Origin of the sequence: Maridesulfovibrio sp. FT414, from assembly GCF_050916235.1 — a bacterium.
Taxonomy (GTDB): domain Bacteria; phylum Desulfobacterota; class Desulfovibrionia; order Desulfovibrionales; family Desulfovibrionaceae; genus Maridesulfovibrio.
Genome location: NZ_CP104854.1, coordinates 1,959,269 through 1,974,848 on the forward strand (window position 1 = coordinate 1,959,269; position 15,580 = coordinate 1,974,848).

At 50.7% G+C, this 15,580-nt stretch carries 11 protein-coding genes and 1 tRNA gene; 9 read left to right on the top strand and 3 right to left on the bottom strand.

The genetic code is table 11. The annotated features are described in order from the left end of the window. Positions 1-795: 795 nt before the first annotated feature. A tRNA-Phe gene (locus N7E73_RS08725) sits at positions 796-871 on the bottom strand. 180 nt (positions 872-1,051) lie between these two features. On the opposite strand from N7E73_RS08725, the gene N7E73_RS08730 reads away from it, so the two are divergent. The 9 genes from N7E73_RS08730 (at position 1,052) to N7E73_RS08770 (ending at position 12,146) form a co-directional block, all read left to right on the top strand. Then, positions 1,052-1,858 carry a helix-turn-helix domain-containing protein gene (locus tag N7E73_RS08730; protein ID WP_432738674.1) on the top strand — a complete coding sequence of 269 codons (807 nt, stop codon included), beginning with the start codon at positions 1,052-1,054 and terminating at the stop codon, positions 1,856-1,858. A gap of 27 nt (positions 1,859-1,885) precedes the next feature. Beyond that, positions 1,886-2,797, top strand: coding sequence for a DMT family transporter (locus tag N7E73_RS08735; RefSeq protein WP_432738675.1), 912 nt, complete (start codon positions 1,886-1,888; stop codon positions 2,795-2,797). A gap of 162 nt (positions 2,798-2,959) precedes the next feature. After that, entirely contained in the window at positions 2,960-4,330 is a 1,371-nt protein-coding gene (nhaA, locus tag N7E73_RS08740) for a Na+/H+ antiporter NhaA (RefSeq protein WP_432738676.1), read from the top strand. Then, complete coding sequence (locus N7E73_RS08745; protein WP_432738677.1) at positions 4,327-4,986, top strand: DUF3431 domain-containing protein; 660 nt, start codon at positions 4,327-4,329, stop codon at positions 4,984-4,986. Before nhaA ends, N7E73_RS08745 begins: the two co-directional genes overlap by 4 nt. 158 nt (positions 4,987-5,144) lie before the next feature. Further along, entirely contained in the window at positions 5,145-7,820 is a 2,676-nt protein-coding gene (locus tag N7E73_RS08750; RefSeq protein WP_432738678.1) for a PAS domain S-box protein, read from the top strand. A 16-nt stretch (positions 7,821-7,836) separates the two neighbouring features. Then, positions 7,837-8,895 carry an HD domain-containing phosphohydrolase gene (locus N7E73_RS08755; RefSeq protein WP_432738679.1) on the top strand — a complete coding sequence of 353 codons (1,059 nt, stop codon included), beginning with the start codon at positions 7,837-7,839 and terminating at the stop codon, positions 8,893-8,895. Positions 8,896-9,002: 107 nt separating this feature from the next. Beyond that, entirely contained in the window at positions 9,003-10,289 is a 1,287-nt protein-coding gene (locus N7E73_RS08760; protein WP_432738680.1) for a DUF401 family protein, read from the top strand. A 48-nt stretch (positions 10,290-10,337) separates the two neighbouring features. Beyond that, on the top strand, positions 10,338-10,847 hold the full coding sequence (locus tag N7E73_RS08765; protein ID WP_432738681.1) for a peptidylprolyl isomerase: 510 nt from the start codon (positions 10,338-10,340) through the stop codon (positions 10,845-10,847). A 192-nt stretch (positions 10,848-11,039) separates the two neighbouring features. After that, positions 11,040-12,146 (top strand): HD domain-containing phosphohydrolase, encoded by a 1,107-nt coding sequence (locus tag N7E73_RS08770; RefSeq protein ID WP_432738682.1) that lies wholly within the window; start codon positions 11,040-11,042, stop codon positions 12,144-12,146. A gap of 182 nt (positions 12,147-12,328) precedes the next feature. Here N7E73_RS08770 and N7E73_RS08775 read toward each other — a convergent pair whose 3' ends face one another. Both N7E73_RS08775 and ilvD read right to left on the bottom strand, forming a co-directional pair. Further along, positions 12,329-13,432: a DUF362 domain-containing protein gene (locus N7E73_RS08775; protein ID WP_432738683.1), complete on the bottom strand. Its 1,104-nt coding sequence runs from the start codon at positions 13,430-13,432 to the stop codon at positions 12,329-12,331. A 344-nt stretch (positions 13,433-13,776) separates the two neighbouring features. Then, positions 13,777-15,444 (bottom strand): dihydroxy-acid dehydratase, encoded by a 1,668-nt coding sequence (gene ilvD / locus N7E73_RS08780; protein ID WP_432738684.1) that lies wholly within the window; start codon positions 15,442-15,444, stop codon positions 13,777-13,779. Between the last annotated feature and the right edge of the window lie 136 nt (positions 15,445-15,580).

Genomic DNA, 15,580 nt, shown 5'->3' on the forward strand with positions numbered 1-15,580 from the left:
GGAAGACTGCGTATTATCTTCTAGAAATTTTGCTACATAAAGCCTTGCCAGCAGCAGGTTGCGCATCGCGTATCCGCTTTTTACAGCTGCGTCCATGTCGTTGTCACGTTCAGCTGTTTCCAGAATACGGGTCAGCTTGCTTTCCAACTGCATTCCGTTAGCAGTCAGTATATCGTTAACATAATGATTACGTTCATCGCGGAATTTTTTTATTTCTGCAAAAGCTTCCCCGTACGAACCTACTCGCTCGTTTGCTTCAGCCACCAATCTTGCCCGTTCCGGTTTCTGAATCTCTTTAATGGCTTCGTCCATGAAACCGCGCATCTTTTTGTAATAATCCTCATATTCCTTAAGGGACTTGTCACTGCCTGAGAGGATGAAATCCTTAACGTTCATACGCACCATGAGCATGTTAGCCTGCAGTCGTCCGGTGAGGTTCGTGTTGCGGGCCAGTTCCCGGTACTGTGTGAAGCCGTCACTGGAGTTATCAAGAGCCCAAAACGATATCGCCGCCAGAATCAGCAGCAGGCCGAGAACCGAACCAAAACCAAGCATTAGCTTTGCAGATAGCTTCATCTTATCCCCCAGAGAAAAGTTTTTTACTCAGCTGTGACATGCCCAATGGAGCCTAGTCGGTTCATCCAATGTACATAATTTTGCGAATCATTAAAAAAGAAAAGTTGCCTTTTTTACAATTCGTAATCGAAAATTGGCGTGGCAATGAGATATTGGGAATAATTTCGGCGGGTAAAAAAGAAAACCCTCATGATTTCTCATGAGGGTTGAATTCTCAAGTGGTGCCGAGGGAGAGAATTGAACTCCCGACACGGGGATTTTCAGTCCCCTGCTCTACCGACTGAGCTACCTCGGCGCCGGAGATGCATTCCTAAACATAACGCCGGAACAAGTCAACATATTTCATCAATTAATAAAAATATAATCTTCAGTTCTTGCATTTGAAGTAGAAACCATTAATTTTTAAGTCATGGGAAAAAACATTGAAAATAAACAGCAGTTGAACGGAATTCTTGCTTTTAAACAGGTTCCGTTCATGGGAAGCCGGATTCAAGTGCTCCGGGCCAGCTATGTTTCCCAGAATTTTTCCAGACATATGCATGAAGATTATGCCGTAGGAGTAATAGAACGGGGAGCCATGGCTTTCCGGTATCGCGGTTGCGATCTTGTGGCTTCAAGCGGACAGGTCAATCTGGTGGTGCCCGGAGAAGTGCATGACGGACATGCTGCAGAGGATGAGGGCTGGACCTACAGCATGTTCTACCTGCCGCCTGAAGTTCTGCTCGGCGCTGCTGCGGAACTTTCAAAGCGCCCGGAACAGCCCCACTTCAGACAGGGAATTCTCGACGACAGGTGGCTGTCCGCCAGATTGCTGGAAGTGCACAGAGCGGTGTCCTGCCCCTCTACCTCCTCTTTGGAAAAGGAAACCCTGCTTCTTGGCCTTTTGACCGGCTGGATCACCCGCCATGCAGATGCCGGAGGGGGCCTGACAGACCCCGGACATGAGCACAGGGCTGTCAATCTGGCCCGTGAGTTCATTGAAGACTGCTATGAAAGGGATCTGAGCCTTGAACAGCTGGCTTCACTTGGAGGCCTGAGTCACTATCACTTTGTACGCGTTTTTGAGAAGGAGACCGGCATAACTCCACATGCCTACCTGATGCAGACCCGGGTGAATCGGGCAAGAGGGATGCTCGACTCTTCAATGCGGCTGGCCGACATTGCTGCTGCATGCGGTTTCTTTGATCAGAGCCATTTTACCCGTCATTTCAGCAGACAGTTCGGGTTAACTCCCGGCAGATACCGCAATTTTATCCAAAACAGGGAATCCTCTTCCGGCTAGGTTCGATCTCCAAAAAAGGAGTATCGAATGTTCAAAGCATCCTTGAATCTGGCCTTGGCCATGGTAATTGTCGGCAGTTCGGTTGTCGCCGGAAAAATCATGGTGGACAGCCTGCCTGTTTTCTTATCCTCGGGTCTTCGTTTTCTTCTGGCATCTGCCCTGATCCTGCCTGTCCTGTTTCTTAAAGAGGGGGGCTTTCCGAAGCTCTCAAGGCGAAGCTGGGCTATCCTTGCCTTGCAGGCTTTGTGCGGATCATTTCTGTTTACAGTCTGCCTGCTCTTCGGACTCAGACATGTCAGCCCGGCCTCTGCCGGCATAATAACCAGTACCACCCCGGCCTTCATGGGGCTGATCGGACTGTTTTTTTTCAGGGAAAAAATCTCTGTCCCGGTCATGGCCGGAATAACTCTGTCACTTGCCGGAATTCTGGTGCTCAACACCGGGGCGGAGGGGGGAGGAGGCGGCAGTTCGGCACTTGGTTTTCTTCTGGTGCTCGGCGCTGTTGCAGCGGAATCGATGTTCCTTGTCTTCCGCAAATGGATAAATGATCCGCTGTCCCCCCTTGCTGCCACTGCCCTGATTTCCCTGCTGGGCCTGTTCTGGTTTCTTCCTGCTTCCATATATGAATATATCGTAACCGACATTTCAGCAGTTCCGGTGTTGGGATGGTGCGCAGTGATTTATTACGGGGTTGTGGTTACGGTTCTGGCCTACCTTTTCTGGTTTGCAGGGGTGGTCCATGTTCCAGCTTCGGTTGCCGGAATATTTACCGGGATCATGCCGGTTTCCGCTGTCTGCCTGTCTGCACTTCTGCTGGGCGAGGAGCTGCGCTGGTTTCATTATTCCGGGTGTTTTCTGGTGCTTGCGGGCATCATGCTGATCTCAGGGGTGTTTTCGAGATATAAGATTTTAAGGGGAGCTTCCGTTCAGGACATTTGATGCCAATGCACACTCCCTGTTTTTCTTTACCGGGAAATCCTGTTATACCTTGTGGGGTGAAACATCCCGAAGTTGAGGAAAACCGATTTTAATTGAAAACAGGTTCAGTTTTATCCAGAATGAACTTTTTTTCAGGAAATAGTGACAGGGAGTAGCATAGAAATGATTAAGGCAAGAGTTTTGACCAGGACTGAACCGCGCACAATAGACCTTATGCTGCAGCCGTTCTACGAGTTCGTCAGGGTTGAATCCTCAGGTGGTCTTGTACTGATAGCAGCTACGGCAATAGCCCTGATCTGGGCTAATTCCCCTTTGGGAGATTTATACGAGACGTTCAAGAATATTCCCCTGACCGTAGGGGCCGGAAAATTTATTCTTTCAAAACCGGCAATCCTGTGGATCAATGACGGCCTTATGGCAGTGTTCTTTTTTCTGGTCGGCCTTGAAATCAAGCGGGAGATATTGGTCGGCGAACTTAACTCGCTGCGTCAGGCTTCCCTGCCTATCTTTGCGGCTGTGGGTGGGATGGCTGTTCCGGCTGTCATCTATGCACTGTTCAATTCGGGAGCCTCTTCCGCCGACGGCTGGGGGATTCCCATGGCTACCGACATTGCTTTTTCACTAGGCGTTCTGTCCATGCTCGGCGACAGGGTTCCCCTTAGTCTTAAGGTCTTCCTTACGGCTGTTGCTATTGTCGATGACATCGGTGCAATTCTGGTCATTGCTGTTTTTTATTCTTCGGGAATATCCTTGCTGGCAATCGGCATCGGTATCGTGGTCTTTTTCGGCATGCTGCTGCTGAACCGCATAGGAGTCAGGGCTCCGCTGCCGTATCTGCTGCTCGGCATAATAATGTGGCTGGCTTTTCTGAAGAGCGGAGTGCACGCTACTGTTGCCGGTGTTCTTGCTGCCATGACCATCCCGGCTTCAACGCGGATCTGCTGCAAGGATTTCGTCGGCTCAATGAGCGGACACCTTGAAGATTACGATAACGCGGCCGGAGACGGAGCTGTAACAATCTCCAACAAGCAGATGCTTTCCGCCCTTGGTCTTATGAGCAAGGATGTGCTCAAGGCCTCTCCACCGCTTAAGAGAATCGAACACAATCTGCATTACTGGGTGGCCTTTGCGATCATGCCCATTTTTGCCCTGGCAAATGCCGGAATCAATATCAGTGGCGAAGGAGCAGGAATTGATCTGTTCCATCCTGTCAGTCTGGGCATCTTTTTCGGTCTCATCGGCGGAAAGGTCATAGGAATCTGCCTTGCCAGCTGGGCTTCCATAAGGCTCGGACTTGCGGATATGCCGCGCGGTATGTCTCCAGGCCATTTTTTCGGGGCATCACTGCTGGCCGGAATCGGATTTACCATGTCCATATTTATTGCCACCCTTGCGTGGGATGACAGCTCTCCATTTATAGTGAATGCCAAGTTCAGCATTCTGGCAGCTTCAGTTGTGGCAGGACTGCTGGGCTTTCTGGTCCTGTGGAGCTGTCCGCTGGCCACTGACTGCAGGGAAGGTGAATCCTCTTGAGGTTTGAACGTGAAAAGGTGCAGGCGGTCATAGCAAGATACAGCGAGGACATCTCCTGGCTGGCAGAGCTGGATTGTCCTTCCGTTGTCTACAATAAAGGAACCGGCCCTGTTGAAGGAGCTGTCGTTCTGCCAAATATCGGTCGGGAGTCCCATACCTACCTGACACATATTGTGCGCAACTATCCTGATTTTCCGGAATTCGTGGTTTTTCTGCAGGGCTCTCCATTCTTCCACATGGAAGAGGGAGCCGACTGCAGGACGCTTAATGCCCTTATTGCAGAACATGTGGAGCGTCGTGTTCCCTTCAAGGGGTTTGCATGGTTCCGTATGGTCTGCGACCGGCTGGGACGTCCTCACCAGATGGCTGATCCGTCCAAAAAGGGGCGTTGGCCCGGCTGGGGCAAGGATATTCCTGTAGGAAAGGTTTTTGAGAGGATGTTCGGACAGGCTGCCCCGGAAAGGTTTATCGCCAGTGCCGCGACCGGTCTGTTCATTGTCCGCAGGGATCGGATTCTGGTCCGGCCGTTGTCGTTTTATGAGAACGGTCTCTCCATTATTGAATCCGATCCGCTGGATGCAGAAAATACCGGCCATGCGTTCGAAAGACTGTGGCAGATTGTTTTTAACGGCAGCAGTAACCTTAACCCTTCCTGATTATAATTTGTTCTCATAGTTGATATATGTATATTTGTTGTTACGGAGAGCGTTTTTCTTGCGTAATCAGTTCGCCGGTGTTTTATAAGAAGAAACACCTTTTTTTGTTTTTTAATCCGGTTGTATTTTTAAAGGCAAAGCCTGTAAGAAAGCATCAAATGAAAAGATCCACCCTGACAGTTGCAAAATATATTGCTGTAATTCTGTTTGCCGCCGTGGTTCTGGATATTTTTATCCAGCATCAGCTTTTTCAGCGTTATAGGAATGATCAGATTTTGAGTGTCCATCTGCAGGCGGCGACAATCAGGGCCAGGCTGGAAAAGCAGATTTCCAGCAATCTTTATATTGTTCAGGGGCTGGCAAATTACATATCCCTGAATCCTGATCTTTCCGCCGGTAATTTTGACCAGTATTCAAGAGAGGTGCTCTACAGCTCCAAAATGATCCGCGCTATCGGAGCAGCTCCTGATTATGTTGTCCGGTATGTTTATCCTCTGCGGGGGAATGAGGGGGTTGTCGGGCTTGATTACCGGAAGGTCCCGGAACAGTGGGAGCAGTGCCGTCTGGCAGAAAAGACCGGCAGAATGATTGTGGCCGGACCGGTTAATCTTGTGCAGGGAGGACGGGCATTTATCGGAAGGGTCCCGGTCTTTGTAAGGAACGAGTTGAGGGAAGCTTTCTGGGGAGTTGTTTCCGCGGTTATTGATGAGGATCTGTTGCTGGGCAAGGCCGGAGTGAAATCCGAAAGAAACATTCGGCTGGCTATTCGCGGCGTTGACGGTAAAGGAGCCGATGGTGAGATTTTCTTCGGTGATCCGGAGATATTCAATCCTGAAATGAAAGCCATACTGATGCCGGTGTCCCTTTCCTCCGGCAGTTGGCAACTTGCTGCCATGCCGATGGCCGGTTGGGACAATATCCCGCCGAATTCGTACCTGATTCATTTTTTCATGTTCCTCTTGGTCCTCGGAATCTCTCTGGCGGCAGTCAAGATTATTTCCAAGAATGTTGAAGTCGAGCAGGTGAAAACCAAGCTGAGTGAGGCTCAGACCATAGCCCATCTCGGAAACTGGAGCCTTGAACTGCAGAGCGGCAAGATCTGGTGGTCCAACGAGACCTACAGGATCTTCGGGGTAAGCAAGGAGTCCTTCAGTCCTTCAGAAAAGGGCTTTCTCCGGCTTGTCCACCCTGAAGACCGCAGATTTATAGGCAATATTTACATGGAAGCGAGAAAGGATTGCAGTGCCTACAATATCGACCACAGGATTATCCGGCCGGATGGTAAGGTGAGGTATATCTCGGAGCAGGGACGATTCGATTGTGACGAGAACGGAATTGCCGTGCGCGCTTATGGAACCATCCTCGATATCACTGAACGAAAACTGATTGAAAAGGAACTGCTTGAAGCAAAGACCCGTTTTGACCACGTCACTAAAAAATTGAGCAGTAAATTCATATTCTTTGCGCATACAATTTGCGGAGAGTTCGTAAACCTCAGCGAGGGATTTGAGATGCTGGGCTACGGACCACTGGAAAAGGGACTGGGCCGTCGCTGGACAGACGTTATTGATATACAGCCGGATTCACTTGCAGTTGCACTGGAGAATAATGAGAAGGTAATTTCCGGAGAACTGGATACCGTGGAGTATGAAATCGCCTATCTGAGTCCGGAAGGAAGAGAGAGGTTCCTTGCCGTATTCGGTTATATGACATTTGATTACAACCGGGACGAATATCTATTTGAAGGTGTTGCCATTGACATTACTGAACGCAAGGAACGGGAAGAGAAGCTGAAGGTTCTGACCAGAGCAATTGAAAATGCTCCAGTATCCGTGGTTATCACTGATACAGCGGGAACAATCCGGTATGTGAATCCGCACTTTTCATATGAAACCGGGTATTCCAAAGAAGAGGCCATTGGTGCCAACCCCAGGATTCTCAAATCCGGAGAACATGACAATAGGTTTTACCGGGAGATGTGGGAGACAATTACCAGTGGTGAGACCTGGCGCGGAGAAATTGCCAACAGGAAAAAGGATGGTTCCCTGTACTGGGAATCCGCGTCCATTTCCGCAGTTTACAACGGCAAGGGCCAGATAGTCAGCTATGTTGCAGTTAAGGAGGATATTGACGCCAAGAAAGCGCTTGAGCAGCTCAAGAACGATGTGGATCTCATCATGCGACACGACCTCAAGACACCGCTTAATGGTATTATCGGTCTGCCCGGTCTGCTGAGTATGGATGACAACCTTACGGATAATCAGCTGCATCTGCTTAAGGTCATTGAGGATTCAGGAAAGAACATGCTGCACATGATCGACATGTCTTTGGATATGTTCAAGATGGAAACCGGGAAATACGTATATACCCCCCAGCAGATTGATGCCGTGTATGTTGCCAGACAGGTAGTAGTACAGTGCGGGTCGACAATTTCAGCCAGAAAGGTGAATGTAGATATTTCAGTGAACGGCGAGAAGGCAACGGAAGATTCCAGCTTTCTTGTCTGGGGCGAAGAGCGTCTTATGTACTCTCTTTTCTCGGGGCTGCTGACCAACGCCATAGAGGCGTCCCCGGTGAATGGGATTGTCTCTGTAAGTTTTGCGGATTCTGACCATGTTTCGGTTTCTTTCAGCAACAAGGGAGCCGTGCCAGCCCGGATCAGAGAGCGGTTTTTCCAGAAGTATGTGACCGAGGGCAAAAGCAACGGAACCGGTCTGGGGACCTATTCCGCTAAATTGATGGCAGATACGATGAACTATGGTATAATTATGGAAACATCGGATCAGTCGGATACAACCTGCATCACGATTTCCATTCCGCATAATCTGGAATAGGGCACAAGGTGTTTCAATGATCGCCAACGCAAAAATACTCGTAGTGGATGATGAGCCTCATAACATTATTCTGCTTGAAGGCTTTCTGGAAAAACTCGGCCACTCGGTTGTAGGGGCTGAGAATGCTGTTGTGGCCCTGGAGATACTTGACCGTACTTACGACCTGATTATGAGTGATGTGAAGATGCCGGTCATGGACGGTTTTGAGTTTGTGGAGCTGGTCAGAAATAATGAAGAAACCGCGGACATACCGATCATAATGGTCACCACTCTTTCCCAGAAGGAGGACCGGCTCAAAGCCGTTCAGGCCGGAGCCAACGATTTCATAACCAAGCCTCTGGATCTGGTGGAGCTTAAAATACGTACCGAATCAATGCTCAAGCTCAAAGCCCGGCAGGACGAGGTAAAGTTTTTTCAGGCAGATCTGCACGAAATGGTCGAAAGAAGGACTCTGGAACTTCAGATGGCCCTTTCGAGGCTGGACCGGGCGCATGTGGAAACCATTCATTATCTTTCCGCTGCCGCAGAATACAAGGACGAGGACACAGCTTCGCATATCATCAGAATGGCCGGCTACAGCGAGTTGATCGCCCGTAGAATGGGTCTGGATAAAAAGACCGTGGAACTAATCCTCACCAGCAGTCCCATGCATGACATCGGCAAGATCGGGATACCCGACTGCATCCTGCTCAAGCCCGGCAAGCTTGATGAAAAGGAGTGGGAAACCATGAAAACCCACGCCGCCATCGGCAGCAATCTTCTTTCCCTTGGTAATTCAGAATACATGAAGATGGGGGCCGTGATTGCGCACAATCACCATGAGAAATGGGATGGCTCCGGATACCCCTGCGGGTTGGCCGGAGAAGAGATCCCGCTTCCGGGACGGATCTGCGCGGTGGCAGACGTTTTTGATGCCCTGACCAGCAGGCGCCCCTACAAGGAACCTTTCACCATTGAAAAGTCAGTTTCCATAATGAAGGAAGGCCGCGGCACACACTTTGATCCCCAGATTCTGGATGTTTTTCTGGATAACCTTGATGAGGTAATCGCCATCAGGGAAGCAAACCGGGACTGATTCAGCCTTTACAACCCATCCTGCTCAGTGGCATGGTACAGCCCTGCATCATCCCTGTTTCAGGCGCTTACACATTCTGTCCACAGACATTTCTACGGTGGGTCCCCATGGATTTCCTTGTCAGTATTTTTCCGCTTTTTAAAATTATTCTTGTTTTCATACTCATGCTTGCGGGCATCAGGCTGCGGCTCGGAGTCGGCCCGTCAATTCTGGCCGGAGCAGCCATTCTTGCTTTGATGACCTCAATGGGAGCTGGAAAGTTTCTGCTGGTCTCCGCGGCGGCTTTGACTGAGCCTAAAACAGTTTACCTCGCCCTGATTGTGGCCCTCATAATGGTTCTGAGCGGCTTGCTTGAGCGGACCGGACAGGCCGGCAGGATTATGGAATCCCTTACCGGCTATCTGCGCAGCCCAAGGCTCAGGCTGGTATTTTTCCCGGCCCTGATCGGTCTTCTGCCCATGCCCGGCGGTGCAATTTTCTCCGCTCCAATGATTCAGGAAGCTGCCGGGGGACTTGATGTTTCCGGGAGCGAAAAGGCGGTTATCAACTACTGGTTCCGTCATTTATGGGAGCTGGCCTGGCCTCTTTATCCGGGCATGATTCTGGCTGCATCGCTCTGCTCAATGTCCATTTTCCAGTTCATAGGTTATACTTTCCCGGGCTCGCTGGCCTGCATTGCGCTTGGCTGCTTTTTCTTTCTGCGTCCTTCCGTTCTGCCCATGAAGAACAACGGGGCGGAATCGGTTAGGGAACTGCCCCGTCCGGGAATATGGAAGGTAATAGTCGAAGGGCTGCCGCTGATTACAGCCATTGTCGGCGCACTGTTCTTTGAGGCGGTTCTGGCATTCTTTTCCCCCGGCATCCCTTTTGAGATCGGAATCCTGCTGGCCCTGACGGCTGCTGTGCTGTGCGTGCTCCTTGCCAACTCCGGTTCATTGCCCATTGTCCGCGGCCTGTTGCTTGAGAAACGTTTCCTGAACATGGTCTTCATGATTGTCTGTGTATTTGTCTTCAAGGATGTCCTTGGGGCAAGCGGGCTGGTGGATGAACTTTCCAGGATGGCCGGAGGGGAAACAGCCCTCATTGCCGCAGCAGTGCTTATTCCCTTTCTGGTGGGATTCATTTCCGGAATAACACTGGCATTTGTGGGCTCGGCCATGCCGCTGGTGGTGGGGCTTGTTCACGCCTCCGGACTTTCCGAGCAGTTGCCCGCATGGATGGTGCTGTGCATGTTCTCCGGATTTGCCGGGATAATGTCCTCGCCGCTGCATATCTGCTTCCTGCTGACCTGCGAATATTTCAAGGTGGACATGTATTCTGCCTGGAAAAAGATTGCCTTGCCCAGCATTTTGCTTATGTTTGTCGGAGTAGCCTACTTTTTCTTTTTATTGTAAGTGAAGATTTCCCTTGAAGGGCAAGAAATAAATCGGAGGAATATAAATATGTCCAATCCCCTGGTACTGATGGAGACCCCTGCTGGCGAGGTTCTCATCGAACTTTACGAAAACGAAGCACCCAAGACCGTAGCCAACTTTCTGCGTTATGTAGATGAAGGCTTCTACGACGGAACTCTTTTTCACCGTGTTATCAATAACTTCATGATTCAAGGCGGCGGTTTCGATTTTTCCATGAAACAGAAGGAAACCCACGCTCCTGTTGAGAACGAAGCCGACAACGGCCTCAAGAACGAACTGGGAACCCTTGCCATGGCTCGTACCATGGATCCCCATTCCGCAACTGCGCAGTTCTTCATCAACGTGAAGGATAACGGCTTCCTCGACCACAGCGGAAAGAACCCTCAGGGCTGGGGCTACTGCGTGTTCGGAAAGGTTGTCGACGGCATGGAAGCCGTTGAAAAAATCAAGAAAGTAAAGACCCGTTCCTACGGACCCATGGATGACGTTCCGGCTGATCCCATCAGCATCATTTCCATGAAGAGGTTTGAGGACTAGTTCTGTGCTGTTCTCTTTTGTCGATTAAGATAGTGCCGGAAAGCGTTTTGCTTTCCGGCATTTTTTTTCACTGCTGACTTGATTTTTTGTCTTGTTTTAATAAGAATTTCAAATAAAAGATTTTTTTGTTACACTTCATAATGCCTGCAATGGATATGGTCCAAATACCACATAAAGTATCAGGGGTAAGTCTTGGATAATTCTGAATTAACCATACTTGTTATTGACGATGAAGCCTTCGTCCGCGAAACCATCAGTGACTATCTCAGCGATTCCGGGTTTGATATAATCGGAGCCGGTGACGGGGAAGAGGGGCTTGATGTGTTCAGGCAGGAAAAACCTGATGCTGTACTTGTGGACCTTAACATGCCAAAGGTTGACGGTTTTGAAGTGCTGAAAGCGGTATCAACCGAAAGTCCGGATACTCCGATAATTGTCGTTTCCGGTGCAGGGCTTATTCAGGACGCCATAAATGCCGTACGTCTTGGAGCTTGGGATTTCGTGACCAAACCGATTGTAGACCTCAAGATTCTTGAGCACGTGCTTGGGCAGGGGCTTGAAAGAGCCCGGCTGATCAAGGAAAACAGGCGCTACAAGGAGCATCTTGAATTCGAGGTTGAGAGAAGAACCGAGGATCTGCGGCGGGAGATCAAGGTGCGCCGGGAAGCGCAGGATGCACTGATGGCCCTGCAGGACGAGGTAATCGAAACCCAGAAGGAAATAATTCTGACCCTTGGCGAAGTTGTGGAAACACGTTCCAATGAGACGGCAAACCACGTTCGCCGCGTGGCTGAACTTTCATACATACTTGCCCGCCGTTACGGCATGAGCAGAGAGGAGGCAGAACTTCTGCGACTGGCCTCACCCATGCATGATGTCGGAAAGATAGGCATACCCGATACAATTCTCAATAAACCCGGCAAACTTACACCCGACGAAGTGGCCATAATCAAGACTCACACCACCATCGGCCACGAGATTCTCAAACATTCCGACCGCCCTATAATCAAGGCTGCGGCAATCGTCGCCTATGAGCACCATGAAAGGTGGGATGGCAAGGGATACCCGCGCGGAATCGCCGGAGAAGAAGTTCATATTTATGGGCGCATCACCGCCATAACCGATGTCTTCGACGCTCTCGGAAGCGAACGTGTGTACAAGAAAGCCTGGGAAATTGACCGGATCAAGGCATATTTCGAAGAAGGAAAGGGTAAGCAGTTTGACCCGCACCTTACCGATCTTTTTTTTGATAATCTGGAAGAAATACTTGAGCTGCGCCGAGAATTTCCCGATGGCTGATAAAATTAATGCCTAACGTACAGGCAAAGTTATTTCCGCCTGAAGGATGATTCCTGTGAATTCGACAGGCGAAAAATAAACCGCAATATCCCGAAGATATTGCGGTTTGTTTTTTTGTTTTCGCTGGCCGCAGTTCGCGGACAATATCTTTGTATAACCAAAAGAATGAAATCTGTTGTTCATCAGATGGTTATCAGTTTGTAATTCCGTGAGCCCAGCCCGATTTTTTCGGCATATTTGAGTCCGAATCCGTCCGGGGTTTCCGGGGCCAGGGCTTTGAACTTGTCATCTCCCTGGCTGAGTCCTTCGGGCAGACGGCTGGGATAAAGCGGCGGAGCAGCGTTGATCATATCAAGAGAAGCCTGATCCACCGCAACGGGATCAGAGGAGATCATGACTCCAAGATCCGGGCAGATCGGGGCATCGCTGTAGCCGTGACAATCGCAGTCCGGGGTGATGTTCATAAGGAAATTGATGTGCATTGCCGGACGTCTGAGCTTATCGAGGATGGCCTTGTTGTACTCGATGAGACGGTTGGTAAACTCGCTTACATCCTGCTCCCAGTCGATGGCAATTGCATTATACCGGCATGACAGGAAGCAGCGTCCGCAGCCGGTACATTTGCCGACCATTGCTATTCTTCCGTCTTCATCCAGGTCAAGGGCCCCGGCGGCACATTCAGTGATGCATACGCCGCAGCCGATACAGTTGTCGGGAACAAGCGAAGGACCTGTTGTTACGTGCATGTGCATTTTGCCCTTCTTGGAGGCACAGCCCATGCCGACGTTCTTTATGGCCCCGCCGTATCCGGCCAGCCCATGGCCTTTGACGTGGTTCAGGGTTATCAGCATATCGGCTTCCATGATCATTCCGCCGACATACGCTTCGGAAATGTAGTTGCCCTTGTACGGAACGGCAACTTCATACTCACTGCGCAGTCCATCGGCAAAAAGAACAGGTGCGCCGATCAGGTTGGGGTCATAACCGTGGCGTGCTGCGAGCAGGCCATGTGAAACAGATTCCCCCCGGTCCCCTACATAAAGAGTGCTTGTATCCGTGAAAAACGGTTTGGCTCCTGCCTGCCTGATAAAATCCACAATGGGGCGAAGATTGAGGGCATTCAGATACCCGGTATTTCCACTCTCCCCGAAATGAACTTTAAGAGCCACAAGGTTTCCAGGATCAATAATGGCACTCAGCCCGGACTGTGTGAGCAGTTTCTGCATGCGCGCTGAATGCGGAGACTTGCTGCTGGTCCGTAGATTCCAGAAATATACTTTTGACATTTTCTTCCCTCACTGGTCCCTGCCGAAAGAATTCCTGCTGGCGTGCTTGAAAGATTGCTCCGACAGGGCATGTATGAATCCTTCAGAATGAAGGATCCATGAATATCCTAAGCATCAAGCGAGGTTAAAATATAGTCTGCTTGGAGGATTGTCTATTTCAAATCCGGGGTATTATTAATTATGGAGAGTAAATCAGCAGAAAGTCGTATCGGTATCATGCAGCAAAGGGATCACTGCAGGGAAAACTGTTGGCTGGTCTGCGATACTTGGATTTGAATGCGGGGCAGGAGAAGTATCCGGAGTGGAAACCAAGGCATGATTTCCACTCCGGACAGGGAAAGGAACTATTTTTTGTAGACAGCTCCGGTTGAAGCAGAGGTTACATTCTGGCTGTAACGCTTGAGGAATGCGGAAGGCATTTCCTTTTCAATGGGCTTGAATTCCGCCCTGCGTCGATCCATCTCGGCTTCATCAAGTATGACGTTGATGGAGCGGCCGGGAATGTCTATCTCAATCACATCGCCGGTCTTTACGAGGCCGATTGCACCGCCGGAAGCGGCTTCCGGGGAAACGTGCCCGATCGCTGCTCCGCGGGTTCCACCGCTGAAACGACCGTCGGTGATCAGGGCAACGTCAGCACCCAGTCCCATGCCGGCAATGGCAGAGGTCGGGGTCAGCATTTCGCGCATGCCGGGACCGCCCTTGGGGCCTTCGTAAAGAATGACCACAGCATCGCCCTTGACGATCCTGTTGCCGAGAATAGCTTCAACGGCTTCTTCTTCGGAGTTGAAGACCTTGGCGTTGCAGGTACGTTTCATCATTTCCGGAGCAACGGCGGACTGCTTAACAACACATCCGTCTTCGGCAATGTTACCGAAGAGGACTGCAATTCCGCCTTCCTTGGAGTACGGATTATCTACCGGACGGACGATTTCATTGTTGGTGATACCGGCATTGAGGGCTTTGAGGTTCTCGCCCACGGTCATGCCGGTAACGGTCATGGCATCAAGCTCAATGCGACCGGACTTGGAAAGTTCGGCCATTACGCCTTGTATGCCGCCAGCTGCGTGAAGGTCTTCGATGTGGTTGGGACCGGCCGGAGAAAGTTTGCAGAGGTTGGGGGTAGTGCGGCTGATTTCGTCAAACACGGTCAGGTCGAGCTTGAGGCCTGCTTCGTTGAAGATGGCGGGCAGGTGCAGCACTGTGTTGGTGGAGCAGCCCAGAGCCATATCCATGGTCACTGCGTTTTTAAGGCTCTTTGCGGTGACGATGTCGCGGGGTTTGATGTCCTTTTCCAGCAGGGTCATGATTTGTGCGCCAGCGGCCTTGGCAAGTCTGGTGCGTTCGGCCATGACTGCGGGGATGGTACCGTTGCCGGGCAGGGCCAGACCGATGGTTTCAGACAGGCAGTTCATGGAGTTGGCGGTGAACATGCCAGAACAGGAACCACAGGTGGGGCAGGCACTCTGCTCCAGTACGGAAAGTTCGTCCTCGCTCATGTTGCCGGCCTTGACCTGTCCGACTCCTTCGAAAACAGTGATCAAATCCACTTTTTTGCCATCTTTGCGACCGGCCAGCATCGGACCGCCGCTGATGATGATGGTGGGAATGTTCAGGCGCAGGGCGGCCATGAGCATACCGGGAACAATCTTGTCACAGTTGGGGATCAGCACCAGTGCGTCAAAGGGATGCGCAGTGGCCATGATCTCGATGGAGTCCGCAATTATTTCGCGGCTGGGCAGGGAGTAGCGCATTCCGGCATGGTTCATGGCCAGTCCGTCACATACTCCGATCGCAGGAAATTCCATGGGCACGCCACCGGCCAGACGGACACCGTCCTTGACGGCACGGGTGATGGTGTTCAGGTGTACATGCCCGGGAATGATCTCGTTTGCTGCGTTGCAGATACCGATCAGGGGACGGCTTACCTCGTCCTTGGACATACCCAGTGCGTAAAGCAGGGAACGATGCGGGGCTTTCTCCAGCCCTCCAGTCATTTTTTTACTTCTCATTTTGATTCCTCATATTTGTATGCGTCCGGCAGCCCTGCCGGGTGGCTTGAAACCTTTTGGGAAAATGACTATTGCCTTAGTTCTGTAAAAGATGCCTCCGGCGGCTCTCCGGGGGCTTAAACCCTTTTGCAAAAGG

Bases quoted from the DNA above. Each gene is read 5' to 3' on its own strand.
- N7E73_RS08755 (WP_432738679.1), top strand. From the start codon at position 7,837: ATGATCGCCAACGCAAAAATACTCGTAGTGGATGATGAGCCTCATAAC.
- N7E73_RS08775 (WP_432738683.1), bottom strand. From the start codon at position 13,432: ATGTCAAAAGTATATTTCTGGAATCTACGGACCAGCAGCAAGTCTCCG.
- N7E73_RS08760 (WP_432738680.1), top strand. From the start codon at position 9,003: ATGGATTTCCTTGTCAGTATTTTTCCGCTTTTTAAAATTATTCTTGTT.
- N7E73_RS08730 (WP_432738674.1), top strand. From the start codon at position 1,052: ATGGGAAGCCGGATTCAAGTGCTCCGGGCCAGCTATGTTTCCCAGAAT.
- N7E73_RS08750 (WP_432738678.1), top strand. From the start codon at position 5,145: ATGAAAAGATCCACCCTGACAGTTGCAAAATATATTGCTGTAATTCTG.
- nhaA (WP_432738676.1), top strand. From the start codon at position 2,960: ATGATTAAGGCAAGAGTTTTGACCAGGACTGAACCGCGCACAATAGAC.
- N7E73_RS08765 (WP_432738681.1), top strand. From the start codon at position 10,338: ATGTCCAATCCCCTGGTACTGATGGAGACCCCTGCTGGCGAGGTTCTC.
- N7E73_RS08735 (WP_432738675.1), top strand. From the start codon at position 1,886: ATGTTCAAAGCATCCTTGAATCTGGCCTTGGCCATGGTAATTGTCGGC.
- ilvD (WP_432738684.1), bottom strand. From the start codon at position 15,444: ATGAGAAGTAAAAAAATGACTGGAGGGCTGGAGAAAGCCCCGCATCGT.